The organism is Streptomyces sp. Wb2n-11 (genome assembly GCF_001049855.1).
In the GTDB taxonomy this organism is placed as follows: domain Bacteria; phylum Actinomycetota; class Actinomycetes; order Streptomycetales; family Streptomycetaceae; genus Streptomyces; species Streptomyces altiplanensis.
On the sequence record NZ_CVPB01000001.1, the window covers coordinates 7519862 to 7537662 of the forward strand.

General features: G+C 70.0%; 8 protein-coding genes and 2 pseudogenes. 8 read left to right on the forward strand and 2 right to left on the reverse strand.

Annotation, left to right across the window (positions count from 1 at the left end):
• Nucleotides 1-115 precede the first annotated feature (115 nt).
• The 8 genes and pseudogenes from BN1555_RS34170 to BN1555_RS34205 form a co-directional block, all read left to right on the forward strand.
• Nucleotides 116-9166: pseudogene (locus BN1555_RS34170) on the forward strand (SDR family NAD(P)-dependent oxidoreductase); the annotation flags it as partial.
• Between the two features lie 197 nt (nucleotides 9167-9363).
• Nucleotides 9364-10088, forward strand: a pseudogene (locus BN1555_RS41780) (polyketide synthase).
• Nucleotides 10089-10129: 41 nt separating this feature from the next.
• The gene (locus tag BN1555_RS39350) at nucleotides 10130-10390 is read left to right on the forward strand and encodes a hypothetical protein (RefSeq protein ID WP_255306479.1); all 261 of its coding nucleotides are present in this window, start codon (nucleotides 10130-10132) and stop codon (nucleotides 10388-10390) included.
• Between the two features lie 154 nt (nucleotides 10391-10544).
• Complete coding sequence (locus BN1555_RS34185; RefSeq protein WP_255306480.1) at nucleotides 10545-11507, forward strand: CurL C-terminal domain-containing protein; 963 nt, start codon at nucleotides 10545-10547, stop codon at nucleotides 11505-11507.
• Nucleotides 11417-12994: a thioesterase domain-containing protein gene (locus BN1555_RS34190; RefSeq protein ID WP_093803015.1), complete on the forward strand. Its 1578-nt coding sequence runs from the start codon at nucleotides 11417-11419 to the stop codon at nucleotides 12992-12994. Before BN1555_RS34185 ends, BN1555_RS34190 begins: the two co-directional genes overlap by 91 nt.
• Nucleotides 12973-13371, forward strand: coding sequence for a hypothetical protein (locus tag BN1555_RS34195; RefSeq protein WP_141662938.1), 399 nt, complete (start codon nucleotides 12973-12975; stop codon nucleotides 13369-13371). The genes BN1555_RS34190 and BN1555_RS34195 overlap by 22 nt, the downstream gene beginning before the upstream one ends.
• 8 nt (nucleotides 13372-13379) lie before the next feature.
• On the forward strand, nucleotides 13380-14495 hold the full coding sequence (locus BN1555_RS34200) for a MupA/Atu3671 family FMN-dependent luciferase-like monooxygenase (protein WP_093803018.1): 1116 nt from the start codon (nucleotides 13380-13382) through the stop codon (nucleotides 14493-14495).
• Nucleotides 14496-14551: 56 nt separating this feature from the next.
• Nucleotides 14552-15364: an SAM-dependent methyltransferase gene (locus tag BN1555_RS34205; protein WP_093803019.1), complete on the forward strand. Its 813-nt coding sequence runs from the start codon at nucleotides 14552-14554 to the stop codon at nucleotides 15362-15364.
• A 47-nt stretch (nucleotides 15365-15411) separates the two neighbouring features.
• On the opposite strand, the gene BN1555_RS34210 is transcribed toward BN1555_RS34205, so the two are convergent.
• Both BN1555_RS34210 and BN1555_RS34215 read right to left on the reverse strand, forming a co-directional pair.
• Nucleotides 15412-16161, reverse strand: coding sequence for a thioesterase II family protein (locus BN1555_RS34210; RefSeq protein ID WP_093803021.1), 750 nt, complete (start codon nucleotides 16159-16161; stop codon nucleotides 15412-15414).
• A 53-nt stretch (nucleotides 16162-16214) separates the two neighbouring features.
• Nucleotides 16215-17273, reverse strand: coding sequence for a ketoacyl-ACP synthase III family protein (locus tag BN1555_RS34215; RefSeq protein WP_093803023.1), 1059 nt, complete (start codon nucleotides 17271-17273; stop codon nucleotides 16215-16217).
• Nucleotides 17274-17801 lie beyond the last annotated feature (528 nt).

Below are 17801 nucleotides of genomic sequence, written 5' to 3' on the forward strand. Positions count from 1 at the left end.
GCTCGCGGCGGTCCCGTCGGCCGATGCCGTACTCCTCGCGCTGTCGGAACTGGAACGCTCCGACCAGCCCTTGGCGCAGGTGCGCCACGATTCCGACGGGCGCTGGGTGCGTGTCATGCCGCCCGTCGAGCTGCCGTGGCGCAAGGAGCCCGAATTCCCGGATCAGGGCGTCTACCTGGTGTCCGGTGGCGCGGGCGGTATCGGGCTGACCCTCGCCGGACTGCTCGCGGAGCGATCTCGCGCCCGATTCGTCCTCTTGGGCCGCTCGGAGCCCGACACTCCTGCACGCGACGCGTTCACCCGGATCGAGCGGGCCGGCGGCAGGGTCAGGTACGTTCGCGGTGACGTCACAAAGCTGGAGGACGTCCGGGGCGCCGTGGCGGCGGCCCGCTCCGAGTTCGGACCGCTCACCGGAGTCCTGCACCTGGCTGGCGTCAACGAGGACGCCTTCATTGCCAACAAGTCGCCCGGGGCCCATCAGCGCGTCCTGGCCCCGAAGATTCTCGGGGCCCGGAATCTGGACGAGGCCACCCGCGACGAGTCCCTGCGGCTCTTCGTGGTCTTCTCCTCGATGGCCGCCTACGTCGGTCACCCGGGCCAGGGGGACTACGCCGCGGCGGGGCGGGCGCTCGGCGCATTCGCCACGCGTCGTGGGGCGCAGGTCTCCGCCGGGCGGCGGACGGGCACCACGGTCTCCATCGGCTGGCCGCTGTGGAGCGGTGGCGGAATGCGCCTGAGCGAGAACGACGAGCGTGCGGTAGGGCTCCTGCAGGGTATGACCGCCATGCCGCCGCACACCGGACTCGCCGCGATGGCGGCGGCACTGAAGGCCGGGGCACCTGAATTGGTCGTGCTGTACGGAGACACCGCCCGCATCGACCGGTTCGTCGAGAGTCGTCTCGACACCGGCACCCGGGAGGCGGAGGTCGCACCCGAACCGGCAGCGGTTGTCGACGACCGTGATCTGGTCCCGGCGGCTCAGACGTATCTGCTGGAGCTGCTGACCGGGATGACGCGTATGCGTCCGGGACAGCTCCGGTCGGATCAGGAGTTCTCCGCGCTCGGCATCGACTCGGTGATGGTCAAACGTCTTTCCGTGGCGCTGGAGGACTTCCTGGGCCTCCCTATGCCGGTGACCCTGTTGTTCGAGCACCGCACCGTGGAGGAGCTGGCCCGGCAGCTCGCGACGTCCTTCGAAGAGCCCCTGCGGGCCGCTCTGGGGAGGACGTCCGAGCCGACGCACACGGTGCGGATCCCGGACGCCACCTCGGTGCCGGCCGTCGAAGCGGAGACACACACGGACCTCGACGACGCCGTCGCGGTCGTGGGCATCGCAGGCCGGTACCCGAGGGCGGCCGACCTCGACGAGTTGTGGGACGCGCTGAGCACCGGCCGGGACTGCACGGGCGAGATCCCGGCGGACCGATGGGACAAGGACCGTTGGTTCGACGGGGGTGACCGGCGGCCCGGCTCCAGCTACGGCCGCTGGGGAGGTTTTCTCTCCCACGTCACACGGTTCGATTCGCTCTTCTTCTCCATCGCGCCCCGCGAGGCCGAGCGGATGGACCCGGCCGAACGCCTGTTCCTGGAGGTCGCCTGGTCCGCCCTGGAGGATGCCGGCTATTCGCGTGCTCGGCTGCACCGCCACACCCGCACCGAGGAAGGGCATGCTGTCGGCGTCTTCGTCGGCACCACGGGAATGGCCTACGGCCTGGTGGGCGCGGAGCAGTGGGGGAGGGACAACCCTGTTTCCGCGTATTCCATGGAGTTCTCACTCGCCAATCGGCTCTCCTACTTCCTGGACGCCCACGGTCCCAGCATGTCCGTCGACACGGCGTGCTCAGGGTCCTTGACTGCTCTCCACCTCGCCTGTGAGAGCCTGCGCCACGGAGATTCCCGGATGGCCATCGCCGGCGGCGCGTACCTGAATCTGCATCCCACGAAGTTCGCCATGCTCTCCGAGCAGCGGATGATGTCGCCGGACGGTGTCTGCAGGCCGTTCGGCGAAGGCGGCAACGGGTTCGTTCCCGGAGAGGGCGTCGGGGCCGTTGTACTCAAACCGTTGAAAGCCGCGCTCGCCGACGGCGATCACGTGCACGCCGTCATCCGTGCCACGTCCATCGGCCACGGCGGAAAGACCAACGGCTACACCGTGCCCTCTCCGAAGGCGCACGCGGCGGTCGTGCGGTCGGCGCTCCGCCGGGCCGGTATCGACCCGCGTACGATCGGCTACGTCGAAGCGCATGGCACGGGGACCGAACTCGGGGACCCTATCGAGATCGAGGGTCTGTCCCGTGCCTTCGCGGAGCACACCGAGGACCGGCGTTTCTGCTCCATCGGCTCGGTGAAGAGCAACATCGGCCACGCGGAGGCGGCCGCGGGAATCGCCGGGCTCACGAAGGTGCTGCTGCAGATGCGACACCGGACTCTGGTACCCACCCTGCACAGCGATCCGCCCAACGCGAAGATCGATTTCGAGGCGACTCCGTTCCGGCTCCAGCGCTCCCTGGAACCGTGGCAGCCCGGGCCCGGAGGTTCGCCCCGCCGAGCCGCTCTCAGCTCGTTCGGGGCCGGCGGAGCCAACGCGCACGCGATTATCGAGGAGTACGAGCCGGCACAACGGTCCGACGGGGGTCACAGCCCTGACGGCGAGGAGCTGGTCCTGCTCTCCGCCCGTACGCCCGACCGCCTGGTGGCAGTGGCGGAACGTCTCGCGGAAGCGCTGTCGCTTCCCGGGCGTCCTGGATCCCTCCGGGACATCGCCCACACCCTGCGTGTGGGACGTGAGCACCTCGAACACCGCATGGCCCTCGTGGTCGGCTCGGTCGGCGAACTCTCCCGGCGCCTGGGCAGTTACGCCCGCGAGCGGACAGGCGAGCTGACCGGACACGTGGGCGAAGCCCGCATCGGCACACCGGCCGAGGGGATCGGAGAGCCGGCCACCGCACGCGGGCGGCGGGAGCTCGCGGAGCTCTGGGTGCGGGGAGCCGACATCGACAGGGCGCCGGACGCAGACACCTCCCCCGAGCCGCGCATCGTGCCGCTCCCTGCCTATCCCTTCGCCGGCCCCGCCCACTGGCCGGATGTCCTCCCGCCCGACGCCGTTCGGGCGGACCGCGCGGGGCAGCACGAGGGTCCGCCGCTCACACCGGTAGGGAAGACCGAGCAGGCAACCGGGTTCCGGGTGGGCCTGCAGACCTCCGACCCCGTCGTCGCCGACCATGTCATCGACGGACGGCCGATCCTCGCCGGAGTCGTCCACCTCGAACTGGTGCGGGCGGCGGCGAACAGGCTGACCGGACGCCGCGTCGGCGCTCTCACCGACGTGCGCTGGCGCGTTCCCCTCGATCTTGGTCTCGGTGCTCCGGTCGTCCGGCTCCGCGAGGAGGGGGACGACGTCGCCGCCCGGATCGTCATGGACGGACCGGACGGAGAGGTGGTGCACTCGACGTTCACCGCAGTACTGGAGGAAGGCACTTCCACCGAGCGGCTCGACCTCGGCGCACTCCGCGCGCGGTGTGCGCGTTCGGAGAGCGGCGCTTCCTTCTACGACCGGGCGATGGCTCAGGGCCTGTCCTTCGGCCCGTCCTACCGGCTCGTGCGCCATATGTGGTGCGGCGACGGTGAAGCGCTGTCCGAACTGGCCGAACCCCCCGGCGGTGGGACCGGATGGTGGCTCGAACCGGGAGCGACCGACGCGGCCCTGCACACGCTGCACGGCGCCGTGCCGACGGGGGACGAACCTGCTACTTTGCCGGTATCCGCCGAGCGGGTGGAACTGCTGTCCCCCTCAGGCCGGGCACGATTCGCCCACGCGCGACTGGTGTCCGCCGACCCGGACAGCGGGACGGTCCGTTGCGACGTCGTCCTGTACGACGAGAGCTGCCGCCCGCTCGTGAGGTTCGCCGGTCTCACCGCCGTACGCCCCCAACGACCGGCCCCCGTTCCGGCCTTCCGCCCCGTGTGGCGGCTGGAAACACAGGAGCCGCACGAGGAGCGTCCGTCCGGACCCGCCCTCGTGTTCTCCACGAGCCGGGACCACGGTCTCGGCGAGGCCATCGTCCACCGGACGGGCGCCGGCTCCCGCCTGGTGGACATCGACGGACTCGATACCGCCGAAGCGTTCGCGCAGGTGCTCCGCGGGCGGCCGGAGGCCGGCGAGATCTACTTCCTGGGAGGCGTGGAGGAGCGGCGCTACTCGCCCACCGACCTCGACCACCTCGAACTCTCCCAGCGACGAGGCTGCCTGGCGCTGTTCCATCTGGCGCAGGCGCTTGCCGGGTTCCGTCCTCCCACCATGCGGTTGACCGTTCTCACCAACGACACGCAGCAGGTGGACGAGCGGGTACCGGCCGCCCATCCGTTCGCGGCGTCGCTGCACGGCATGACCCGGACGCTCGCCCGGGAACTGTCGTTTCTCCGGGTGGTCTGCGTGGACCTCTCGGGGACGGAACTGACCCGATGCGCCGCCTCGGGTGCGTGGGACACCCTGCTGGCACGGGTCGCCGCTGAGCCCTCCGGTACGCCGCACAGGGAAGTGGCCCTGCGTGAAGGGGCCCGCATGGTCAAGCGGCTGGAACCCGCCACACTCCCCGAACCGGACCCGGCCGGCCTGCCGCTGCGGAGAGGCGGGCGCTACCTCCTCGTGGGCGGAGCAGGCGGCCTGGGGAAAGCCGTCGGCACCTATCTGGCGCAGAACCACGACGCCCGGCTCCTCGTCGTGGGCAGGCGCCCCGAAGCGGAGCTGCCCACCGGTCTGCTGGACGACCTGCGCCGAGCGGGGGCGGAGGTCGACTACATGTCTGCGGACGTGACGGACCCCGTGGCGATGCGAGCCGCGGTAGCCCGCATGTGGGAGCGGTTCGGCGGGGTCGACGGCGTGATCCACACCGCCTTCGTCCTGGCGGACCGCACCATCGCCCGGGCCGACGACACGTCCTTCCGTGCCGCGCTGGACCCCAAGACGAAGGGGACCGTGGCTCTCTGCGACGCCCTGGGAGCCGAGCCGCTCGACTTCCTGGCTCTCTTCTCCTCCGCCATCGCGTACACCGGTAATCCGGGACAGTCCAACTACGCGGCCGGGTCCACCTTCCAGGACGCCTACGGGCTGTACCTGGCCACCGGCCTGCACTGGCCGGTCACCGTCTTCGACTGGGGGTTCTGGGGCGACCACGGGGCTGTCGCGACCGATGAGCACCGTAGGAGACTCGCCGACTGGGGCGTCCAGCCGCTCTCGGCCGACGAAGGGGTACGCGTCTTCCGGCAGGCGCTGGCCGCTCGCGTTCCACAGGTGGCTCCGTTGAAGGTGTCGGAGGGGCTGGCCGACGTCACCCCGGTGACCCGGGACCGTTCCCACACGGCCGAACCGTCGGCGGACCCCTCCCTGCTCGACGGAGTCGCGAAGGCGGTCCGGACCGCCGTACGCGACCGTGGAGAGCCCTTTGCCGCGGACTACCTGGACGCCGTGGACGACTACGGTCGGCGGCTGGTGCTGAAAGCCCTGACAACCATGGGTGTTCCCGGGCGACCGGGCGCGGCGGACTCCGCCGCGGCGCTGAAGTCCCGGCTCGGTGTCGTACCGGAGCAGTCCCGGCTCTTCGGCGCGCTGCTCGCGGGCCTCATAGACAAGGGCTCTCTCCAGGGCGGTGCCTCACGTGTCGAGGTCCCCGGCCGACCGGCGGGGCAGCTCACCACCACCGACCTGCGGACCGGCCTGCTGGGACGCTTCACGCATCTCGGACCGACCCTGGACCTCATGGAGGAATGCGCGGCGGCCCTGCCGCAGGTGCTCACCGGTGCCCGCCGCGGGCTGGAGATCCTCTTCCCCGGTGGCTCCGACCGACGTCTCGCGGCCCTGTACCACGACGATCCACGCACGCGGCACTTCAACACCCTGTGCACGGTGGCGATCGAGGAAGCCGTCCGCGCGCGTCTGGCGGAAGCGGACTCCCGGCCGACGAGCGGCCCCTCGCCAGCGCGGACCCCGGACCGCTTGCGCGTCCTGGAGATCGGCGCGGGCACGGGCGGCACGACCCGCCCCCTGCTCGACGCGCTCGACCGGTTCGCGGACCGCATCCAGTACGACATCACCGATATCTCGCCGTCACTGGTCGGTGCGGCGAAAGAGCGGTTCGGCGGAGGCCGCCCCTATACCGCGTTCCGGGCCCTCGACATCTCCGCGGACCCGGCCGACCAGGAATTCGGCGCGGACCGCTACGATCTCGTCCTCGCCACCAACGTCCTGCACGCGACGGCCGACGTCCGTGCCACCCTGCGCCATGTGAGCGCCCTGATGAAGCCGGGCGCGCTCCTCGTCATCAACGAGGCGACACGGGTTCTCGACAGCATCACCCCAGTCTTCGGCCTCACCGACGGCTGGTGGCTCTCCCAGGACGAGGACCTGAGGCTCCCCCACTCCCCGCTGCTCTCCCCGGGCACCTGGTCGGCCCTGTTGATCGACGCGGGCATGAGAGGAGTGCGGCGCTTCGGCATCGAGGGATGGACCGCGGATCAGGCCGGCCAGCAGTTGATCATCGCCGAGCGCGGTGACTGGAGAGCGGCCCCCCGGTCGCCGTCGGCCCCGGACCATAACCCGACAACGCGGGACGCCCGGGCGCCAGAGGCCGTGGAGAGCGCGCCGCGACAAGCAAGTCGAGGCGGAGCGCTGTTCGACCGCACCGTCGCGTATCTCATGGATCTGTACGCGGGACTCCTGAAGCTCGGAACGCACGAACTGGACCCGACGACCCCGCTCCTGGCCTACGGAACGGATTCCCTCACGACGATGGAGGCAGTGGACCTCCTGGAGCGGCGCATCGGATCAGTGCCACAGGAGATCCTGACGGCCGGCGAGTCCGTGGAGGGCATCGCGCACGGGTTGGTCGACCGCTGCGGGCCGCAACTGGCCGCAGCCCTCCTCCCTGTCGACGGGGCCGCGGAGGCTTCGCCGACCGGAACGCCGACCGCGGACTCCACGGCCTCCCCGGCAGCCTCGGAGGCCGTGGAGTCCGGCAGCGACACGGACGACCCGTCACCACATATCTCCCGCGTCGCCGTCGGGCCGGATCACGGCCGGGCCGAGCCCGTCGCCATCGTCGGCCTGGCCGGACGCTATCCCGGCGCCACGAATCCCGACGGCCTCTGGGAGGGGTTGCTCGCCGCACGCAGTGCCATCGGGGAAGTCCCTCCGGCACGATGGCGACTGGCCGACCACGACGACCCGACCGGCACCGTCCCGGGGCGCAGCTACCACCGCTGGGGAGCGTTCCTCGACGACATCGACCGCTTCGATCCCCTGCTGTTCCGGATCTCACCCAGAGAAGCGGAACGCATGGATCCGGCGGAACGGCTGTTCCTGGAGACCGCCTGGGAGGCGATGGAGGACGCGGCGTGGCCACCGTCGCGTCTACGGGCGGCCGACCCCGCCGGCCGCCCCCGGGTCGGCGTGTTCGTCGGGATGATGCACCACGGCCAGTACCAACTGCTGGCGACCGAGCAATGGGGGCGCGGCCACCGCGTCCAGGCCGCTTCCTCCACCTGGTCCATCGCCAACCGGGTCTCGCACACCTTCGGGTTCGCCGGACCCAGCATGGCCGTGGACACCGCATGCTCCTCCTCACTGACCGCGCTGCATCTGGCGGCCGGAAGCGTACGCCGGGGTGAGTGCAGCGCCGCTCTAGTCGGCGGGGTCAACCTCATCCTGCATCCGAGTCATCATCTGCACCTCTCGACGGCCAAGATGCTGTCCCGCGAGGGCCGCAGCCGAGCCTTCGACACCGCGGCCGACGGCATGGTGACCGGTGAGGGGGTCGGGGCGGTGGTCCTCAAGCGCCTGACCGACGCCCTGCGGGACGGCGACAGGATCTACGCGTGCGTCCTTGGGTCATCCGTCAACTCCGATGGAACCACGGACGGTTACGCCGTCCCCAGCGCCGAAGCGCAGGTCGAGCTGATCGAGGATGCCCTGCGGGCGGCCGACGCCGAACCCGGGTCCGTGCAGTACGTCGAAGCGCAGGCCACCGGCTCGCCGGCGGGCGACCCGGTGGAACTGGCCGCACTGCGCTGCGCCTACCGGGCGGGCGGCACCGGAACACCGCTGATGATCGGCTCCGTCAAACCCAACATCGGACACCTCGAAGCGGCGTCCGGAATGGCACAGCTGACCAAGGTCCTGCTCCAATTGCGCCACGAGGTCCTGGTGCCCACCCTCGGCGCCGACGGCCCCCTCACCGCCGACGGATTCCACGTGCCCCGGGCGCCGACGCCATGGCCGAGCCCACCCACCGGGTCCCCGCGCCGGGCGGCCGTCAGTTCCTTCGGAGCCGGCGGCGCGAACGCGCACCTCATCCTGGAGGAGGCCCCCGCCGCCCCGCACCCGGAAGTACGGTCCGACGAGCGGGAGTCCACGGTTCTGCTTCTCTCGGCCCGGCGCACGGATCAGCTCGCAGAACACGCGCGCCGCCTGCGTGACTACCTGGTGGGGCCGGGAGCCCACCTGTCCGTCACGGACGTCGCCCACACCCTGCGAGTGGGCCGTGAACCGCTTCCCGCGCGGCTCGCCGCTCCGGTACGCACGCTCGCCGACGTCATCGATGTACTCGACGCCTACGTCGAGAAGCGCTCGGACGGCCGCCTGCTGACGAGCCCGCGCGCTGCGATCCATGACGACGCGCGCGTGCCCGGCTCCCCGGCGGCCGCGCCGCCCACTGAGCCCACCGAGGCGGCCCGGGCCTGGATCGAGGGCCGGGCGGTCGACTGGAGTTCACCGACGACCGGCCGGGGCCGTGTCGTCTCGCTTCCCTCCTATCCCTTCGCGGAGAACCGGTACTGGCTGGACCTGCCCGCGCAGGCCCCCACCGCTGACGGGCCGCCGAGCCACCACGAGGAGCCTCACGTGACCGAGCAGACCCCGACCACGGCGGCGCACTCCGCCCCGATGGGCAACGACCGGCGGCCCACCGCGACCTTGGAAGTCCAGGAGAGTGTGATCGCGTCGATCTGCGCGTTGTTGGGGGTATCGCCTGCCGATGTCGATCTGGAGGACCATCTCAGTGATTTCGGCTTCGACTCGGTCACCATGGTGCAGCTGGCCGACCGCCTGGGCGCGGAGTTCGCCCTCGACCTCAGCCCCGCCGTCCTCTACGGCTGCCGTGATGTGTCCGCCGTGATCGCTCACCTGGCTGGCGCGCGCACGGAGCTGCCCGACCGGGGCGCGGCGGTCGACACCGCGTCCCCGGCCACCCCCCTCGGGCGCGGCTCGACGCCGTCGCCCCCGGTGCGGGCCGCGGCCGAGCCGCGGGAACAGCTCCGGCCTGTCCGTACGCCCATGGCCCCTTCCGGGGCCGAGCCGGTAGCCGTCGTCGGGTGGCGGGAGCCTTCCCCGGCTCACCGGACCTGGAAGAGTTCTGGAACCATCTCGCCGCCGGTCACGACCTCATCCGGAAGGCGCCGTCCGACCGCTTCGGGGCGGAGCGGGGCGGGCCCGAACGAATGGGTGGCTTCCTGGACGGCATCGACCGCTTCGACGCGGAGTTTTTCCAGATCACACCACGCGAAGCTCGCGTCATGGATCCACAGCACCGCTTGTTTCTGCAGACGGTGTGGGCCGCGATCGAGGAGGCCGGATACGATCCGGCGGACCTCGCAGGCACCGCGTGCGGTCTCTACGTCGGAGTGGCCTCCTCCGAGTACGGTGAGCTGGCACGTGAGCGTGGCGTCGACATCGACGGTCAGCTCATCACCGGAACGACCACAGTGTCCTGGCCAACCGCGTCTCGTTCCTGCTGGACCTGCGCGGCCCCAGTGAGCCGGTGGATACCGCCTGCTCCAGTTCGCTCGTGGCCGTGCACCGCGCGGTCCGCGCCATCCAGTCGGGCGAGTGCGACGTGGCCATCGCCGGCGGCGTCAACGTCATCCTGTCTCCCACAGGCTTCGACGCCTTCACCAGTTCGGGGATGCTGGCGGCCGACGGCCGCTGCAAGACGTTCGACCACCGGGCGGACGGCTACGCACGAGGGGAGGGGGTGGGGCCGTCCTGCTCAAGCCGCTGGACCGTGCCCGGGCCGACGGTGACCACGTCCACGGGCTGATCACCGGAAGTGCCACCAACCACGGCGGTCGTGCCGCGTCCCTGACCGCGCCGAACCCGGCCGCGCAGGCCGAGGTGATCACCCGGGCACAGGAGAGGGCCGGGGTCTCACCGGAGCAGATCAGCTACGTGGAGGCGCACGGCACCGGGACGGCCTTGGGTGATCCGATCGAAGTGGCCGGGCTGCGAACGGCGTTCGAACGGCCGGGGACGGGCGGCGCGGCAGCGGGACAGTACTGCGGTCTGGGTACGGTGAAGACCAACGTGGGGCACCTGGAGACAGCGGCGGGAATCGCGGGCTGATCAAAGTCCTGCTCTCCTTCCGGCACGGAATCCTTCCGCCCACGCTTCACGTGGAGCGGCTCAACCCCCGTATAGAGCTGATCGGCTCACCGTTCCACCTCGTGACCTCCGTCCGGCCCTGGCATCAGCCACTCGATCCGTCCACGGGCAGCCGCTGCCCCGCCGGGCCGGCGTCAGTTCCTTCGGCTTCGGCGGAATGAACGCCCACCTCGTGGTCGAGGAGCCGCCCTCGTCGCTGCCGGCGGAGACCGAGGACCGGGCTCGACGACACCTGTTCGTCCTGAGCGCGCGCGACCAGGAGCGGCTCGACCTCAGTGTCCAACGCCTCCTCGACCATCTCGACCGCCTCCACATGAGCGGACCGGCCCGTGAGTCCGCCGCGGACATCGCGTACACGCTGCAAGTGGGTCGGCGGCCGCATGCGGCCCGGCTCGCCGTCGTGGCCCGAACTCTGGACGAGCTGAACGAAGTCCTGCGGTGCCATCTCGACGGAGGCGCGGACGAGCGGCTGTTCACCGGAGGCCGGGCCGGAGGGGCGGCGCCCGCCGAGTGGGACGCGCAGGACGTCGAGTCGGCATGGTCCCGCGCCCACGGTGGCGATCCGCGGCGGCTCGCGGTGTTGTGGGTGAACGGCACCGGGATCGACTTCAGTGACCTGCACCCCGCCGGTGCCCGCAAGCGGGTGACCCTGCCGTCCTACCCCTTCGCGCCCACGAGCCACTGGCTGCCCGAGGCTGCCCCCGTACGGCAGGCACTCCCCGTCGCACCTCCCACTCCGGAGACCTCCGCGCCGGCGGTTGCCACAAATATCGCTTCCCGGAACGGGGCGACCGGAACCCGCCCCGGCGCACCCCCGTCGGCCCGAGTCGGCGCGCCCGCCCCTCAACAGACGAAGGCGGAACCGGACCGGTCGGCCAGCCTGCAGCTGCACGTCCGTGAGGCGGTCGCCAACGGCATAGGCATCCCTGCTTCGGAAGTCGACCCGAACGCGAGTTCAGTTCCTACGGTGTCGACTCGATCGGGGCTATGCGCATCATGCAGAACATCCAGACGCGCTACGGCGATCACATCCCCATGGCGGCGATTCTGGAGCATCCCAGCGTCGATCGGCTGGTGAGCCACCTGGGCAAGAGCTACGTCCTGCCCGACGAGGTGCCGGTGACGGATACCCCTCCGGCGGTGGAAGTTCCCGGGGCGCCGAGTGCGGAACCGACCAACTGGGTCTCCTTCGCCGAAGCGGAATCGGGCGTCCCGGCCTACTGCCTGTTCGGCGACACCGGCGAGCTGAGCTGGCTGCTGCACCTGTCCGGCGACCTCGCGGGAGAAGGCTCCGTGTTCGGCCTGGAGGCGCCCGGCTTCGGCCGGGACGCCGAGCCGTCGGGAGGGATCGAGGAACTGGCCCGTGTGTGCGCCGACGCCGTGCTGGCCCGTCATGGTGAGGGGCCCTGTCGCCTCGTCGGCCAAGGAATTGCCGGGCTGATCGCCGCCGAGACGGCCAGACTGCTGCTGGACGGCGGCGTCGAAGTCACGGAGCTGCTGCTTCTCGGGACGCCGGAACCCGGGCTCGCGCCCGGGACGGAGACGTCGGCGGCCTCGGTCGCCGAGGTCACCGGAACGCTCGCGGCGACGTGGGGGATGGACAGCCGGCCCACCATGGTCGTCCCATCGCTGCCGGAGGACGCGGAGGCACAGGTCGACGCCGCAGTGCGGCTGCTGGAACCGAGCGCACCCATGCCCGCACACAAGCTGCGCCGCTGGTTGCTGAACGCCACTCGCTGGCGCAGGGCGTTGGTCGCCGCCGCCGCGATGTACCGGGCGCGGCCGGTGACCGGAGTCGGAACGGCCTGCGTGGTCCGCGCCGTGCGGGGCGTCGACGGCAGGCTCGGTGACTTCGATCGGTGGATCGCCCCGCCTCCCGTCGTCCACGAACTCGACCGTGAGCCATGGAGCCTCGCGGGTGCGGCGGCGGCTCGCGAGATCGCCCGGGCCCGCGCGGGCGGCCCGGCCCCGGTGGTGTCGGGTCGGCCGTCGCCGATCGTGCCCATCAACCGGTACGGCAGCGGAGTTCGGTCCATCTGGGCGCACAACCTGTACGGCGAGGTGAGCTACGCGATCTACCTCTCCCGTCATCTCGGCGCCCACACCCCCGTCATCGGTCTGGAGCAGCTCGGTGTCGGCTCCCTCGACACCCGGCCTCGTGCGTACGCGTCGGTCAAGGACATGGCGGCCCACTACGTGTCCGAGCTGCGGGAGCAATTCCCCGGTGAGTCCTACCTCCTGGGCGGCTGCTCCTTCGGCGGAGTCCTCGCCTACGAGATGGCTCACCAGTTGCTGAGCGCCGGGGAAGAGGTGTCGCACCTGATCGCCATCGACCCGATCATGCCGGGCACCGAGGCGTGGACAGCGTGGACTGGGGAACGGTCACCGCCGTGGAGGCGGAAGCCTTCTCCCTGGTCATGCTCGGGAACGCCATGTGCCAGCGGTGGGGCGTGTCCGAGCAGATCGGTCTGTCCGACCTCGGCGGCCTCGACCTGGACGAACAGCTCGGACGGGTGGCCCGCCATATCCACCGGCACTCTTCCGTGCGCCCCGACCAGGAAGTGATCAAGAGGCAGATCCTGGTGCGGCACGAGGTGATGCTCCGCAACGGAGACCTTCTCCAGGACTACCGACCCGAGCCTCTGATCACACCGGTGGCGACGACCCTCTTCCACGCCACTCAGGGCTTTCTGGCCGCCGGAAACGACAACGGGCTGCCCGCCGTGCCACGGACGAGCGGCGACACCTCCAACGGTTTCGCCGCGTTCGTCGGCGACAGGATCACCGTTCACGAGATGAGGGCCGACCACCACACCATCGCCCACAACGCCAACCTGGCCCGGATCGCGCGCACGGTCTCCCCGCTGCTGGAAGCGCGGGGACTCCCGGTGGGTATGTTCCCGGCCTCGCTCTACCCCGCGCACCGGCGCGGCACCAAGTGAGGACACCCATGGACCTGAGCGTCTACTTCTTCTCGGCGAACGACCGCTACGACTTTGGCGAGCGCTACCGCTTCATCCTCGACGTCGCCCGCTTCATCGACAAGAGAGGCTTCACAGCGATCTGGACCCCTGAGCGGCACTTCCAGGAATTCGGAGGCAGCTTCCCGAACCCGGCGGTCCTGTCCGCCGCGCTCGCGGTGGCGACGGAGCACATCGGCATCAGGGCGGGGAGCGTGGTGCTGCCGCACCACCACCCCGTACGGGTGGTGGAGGAGTGGTCACTGGTCGACCATCTGTCCGACGGACGGGCCGGTGTGTGCGTGGCGACCGGTTGGCACCAGGGCGATTTCGTCTTCTATCCCGAACGGTACGAGAACCGCCGGGAGGACACCCTCGGCCAGATCGAAACCCTCAGAAGGCTCTGGAGGGGGGAGTCGGCTCGTTTCCCGGGGCCTGGGGGGCGCGAACTGGAGGTGCGTACGTTCCCTCGTCCCCGTCAGCCGGAACTTCCGCTCTGGCTCGTCCACACCTCGAATCCCCGGACATGGCTCGAAGCCGGTACCCGGGGCCTGAACGTGCTCTCTCTGCTGACCAGTTGGGAGAAGCTTGAGGAGAACATCGCCGCCTACCGCGTTGCACGCGAAGAAGCGGGCCACGATCCGCTCGCGGGAATCGTCACCATCGGCATGCACACCTACGTCGGCGACGACGAGGGCCAGGTGTGGGAACTCGTGCGAGAGCCCGTGAAGCAATACCTCGCGTCCTTCATGAGTCAGCAGCGCAACGACGAAAAGGCCGGCGGGACATCACGGGGCACCGACGCCGCGGAGCAGGACAAGCTGGCCGAGCTGATGGCCGAGGACTACTACCGACGGCGATCGCTGCTCGGCGCACCGGACAAGTGCGCCGCCATCATCGACCGGCTCCGTGCCGCGGGAGTCGACGAGGTCGCCTGTCTCGTGGACTTCGGCCTGCCCTTCCCGACGGTTCTCGCGGCGCTGCCGGCCCTCGACGAGCTGCGCCGCCGCTGCTCGCCGGAGGTGGCCTCCGAGCGGCCGACCGCGGTCTCACGCCTGGCCTCCGCCAGTGGCGCCGACATGAGTTGGTACTACGACCGCGACTGAAAGAGAAAGTCCGCGTCCGGGTCACGGCCGCCGTGCCCCCTAAGACTGGAGAGTTCATGTCAACGACCCCTGAATCCAACAACGACGGCGTCGCGGAACTCTACGACGAGTTCAGCGAGTTCCACGCCCGCGTTAACGACAGTAACCTGCACCTCGGTTACTGGGAGGACGAGCGTGACACGTCATCGTTCCAGGAGGCCACCGCACGCCTCACCGGTCTCATGATCAACCGCCTCGCGCCGGAAAGCGGTCAGCGCGTACTGGACATCGGCTGCGGCATCGGCCAGCCCGCGTTCACGCTGGCTGACGAGTGCGAGGTGGACATAGTCGGTATCACCGTCAGCCCGCGCCAGGTCGAGCACGCCACTGCGAGGGCACGCGAACTCGACGTCGGCCACCGTGTGCGGTTCGAGCGCGCCGACGCGCAGCACCTTCCGTACGAAGACTGCTCGTTCGACGGGGCCTGGCTCTTCGAATCGCTGATCCACATGCCGGACAAGCCGCGTGCGTTACGGGAAGCGGCGCGGGTGCTGCGCCCTGGGGCACGGCTGGCTGTGGCGGACATGTTCCACGAGCCGGGTAAGGACTGGTCCACCATCCATCCGCTGGTCACCGCCGTCGAACTCGCGGCCTATACGCCGATGCTGGAGGGGGAGGGCTTCAGGGTGGTGGAGATCGAAGACGTGACCCCCCATATTTTCGTGCCCGACAGCGTCCGCGTCGCGCTGCGGACCAAAATGTTGGAGCACCGTGAGGAGTGGGTGCGGATCGCGGGCGAGACTGTCGTCGAGGCGATGCTCGACCCGGAGGTGAACACGTTCTACACCCCGGGTCTCGGGTATGTCCTGATCACGGCGGAGCGCCGCTGAAGCACGGTGGGGGGCGGCACGCTGCGACGATGGCCGCCCCCCCCTGCTCAGGGGACGAGCGAGACGAGCAACTCGTCCGACAGCAGGCGCAGGAGCCGGTCGCGCTCGGGCTGGAGGAAGAAGTGGCCGCCCGGGAACAGCGTCGTCGAGCACCCTGCCGTGGTCTGCTCGCTCCAGGCTGCCAGGGTGTCGGCGGACGTCTCAGGGTCGTCCTCCCCGCCGAAGGCGAGTATCGGACAGTTCAGGAGGCGTCCCGCCTTGTGCCGATAGGTCTCCAGCATAGTGGTGTCAGCTCGGAGAATGGGCAGATACAGGGCTCGCATCTGCGGGTCCGCGCGGATCACCGGTGGAATCGCTCCGAACCGCCGGTCCAGTGTTTCCAGATACTCGTCGTCCGGCAATCGGTGCATCGTCCCGCCATGGCGGGAGAGCTGAGGCGCGACGCGCGCCGATACGGCGAGCAGAACAGGGTCGATCCCCCACCCTTGGCGCAGTGAGTGCGCGATCTCGAACGCGAGCAAGGCACCGAGGCTGTGCCCGAAGAGTGCGTACGGTCCTGGTAGCAGTCCAGCGAGCGCGGCAGCGGCCTCATGGGCGACCGACATCAGATCCGTACCGAGCGGTTCGTCCATCCGCGAGTCGTGTCCGGGCAGGCGCAACGCCCATGGCTCGATCGTGGGCGGCAAGGTGTGCGCCCATCGGTGGTAGACCGCCGCGCTGCCCCCCGCGTATGGGACGCAGACGAGACGCAGCAGCGGCTCGTACCGCCTCCCGCGTATGCCTGCATCGAGAACCATGGGCCGCAGTACCCACCGTTCGGGTGCCGCTGTCCACGGCTGCGGCTTACTGTTCACGTCGTCGGGCGGGGAGGGAGCCCGGGTGCCAAGGCGGGAGAGGCGACGATCTCGACAATCGCGCAGGAGAAGGCTATGCCCGCGCCGGCCCCGAGCAGCATCACATGGTCGCCCGCCCGGAGCTGACCCGTGGCGAGGAGATGGAAGAGCCCGCTCGTCTGGTCGTTGGCACCGGTGTGCCCCATCGAGCGGCCGAAGTCCCACACCCCGCGGTCCGCGGCGTTCTCGCCGAACGGTTCCAGAAGCCGTTGGAGTACGCCGCGGTCGCCGACGAACTGGTGGGCGATGCGGGTGATGTCGTCAGGCCGTAACCCCGCTTCCTCCAACGTGTCCAGGATAAGGGCCCGTTGTGTTTCACCCATCAAACTGCCGGCCTCCAGCATGTCCTGGCCGCCCTTGTACGTGGCCGCGCGCTCGCGCAGGTCGACCCGCAGGCCGGTGGTACAGCCCGGTGGGAAGAGCGGCTCACCGCCTCGGTTCAGCTCCTCCAGTTCCGGAAGCGATGTCGCCCGCACGTTCACCAGACGGGCGAAGCCGCGGTGCCGGGACAGGACGACGGCGGTGGCGGCGTCCCCGAAGAGACCGCCCGGCGTGGCGCGCCATCGGTCCACCAGCGGATCGCCCCAGTTGTCGGCAGAGGTGATCAGAGCCGCAGGACGGTCACCGGAAGCCCCGAGGTAGTACCCCGCGAGCTCCATGGCCGCCAGAAAGCCGTTGCAGCCCTGACGGATCTCAAGTGCGGGAATAGTGCTTCCGACGGTGTGGCGGAGGATGTAGTGCTGAGGGGACCACATGTCCGGCCCTTGGTGGTTGCACGTGGCGTGCATCAGGACGGCGATGTCCTCGGCCGCGTGCCCGGACATGGACAGGGCGTCCAGCGCGGCCTGGACAGCCATGTCCGGTGCAGGCGTGTCGCCGGCGACGGCCACCGACACCCAGCCCAGCCGTGCAGCCTCCTCAGGGTCGTACCGACCTTGAGCGACCGCCTGTTCGGTGGTGACCCGTTCCGGCAGGCAGGCGCCCATACCGGCGATGTGGAGATCTCCGAAGAGCACGGGAGTGTCCTTTCTCCTAGGCGGATGCAGATGCAGAGGGAATTACGCTCCGTAGAGCGAGACCGTGGTTCTGAAGGCGGAACAAGCGGGCGTTGAGCCACATGCAGGGCTGTATGAGCGCGTCGACGAGGACCAGGAAATACACTGCTCCGATGCCGGTCGGGCCGCCCGTGAGGTAGCCGGCGCCGAGCAGGAGAAGCTCTGGGCTTCCCCTTGCGACAACATGAGCGTGAACGCGGACACGGGCACCTGTCCGGTCACACCGATGGCGCGAAGTACGTCGATCATGCTGCCGCATAGAAGGAACGTGAGGACGGGCGACAGTGGCGGGCGCCTACCGTTCCAGACCGCCCACACGATGAGGCAGGCCAGCGCTACGAGTGCCTGGGCTACGCCGATGGACAGCGGAATGTGTTCCAGCAGACCCAAAGCGAAGACGTCCAACGGATCCGCGCCTAAGTCCGACTGTATGAAGAAGGCTGCACCCAGAGAGAAGAGCGAGCAGCCGGTCAGATAGATGATGTGCTG

Coding starts and splice junctions, on each gene's coding strand:
- BN1555_RS34190 (WP_093803015.1), top strand. CDS start 11,417: ATGCGCATCATGCAGAACATCCAGACGCGCTACGGCGATCACATCCCC.
- BN1555_RS34200 (WP_093803018.1), top strand. CDS start 13,380: ATGGACCTGAGCGTCTACTTCTTCTCGGCGAACGACCGCTACGACTTT.
- BN1555_RS34205 (WP_093803019.1), top strand. CDS start 14,552: ATGTCAACGACCCCTGAATCCAACAACGACGGCGTCGCGGAACTCTAC.
- BN1555_RS34210 (WP_093803021.1), bottom strand. CDS start 16,161: ATGGTTCTCGATGCAGGCATACGCGGGAGGCGGTACGAGCCGCTGCTG.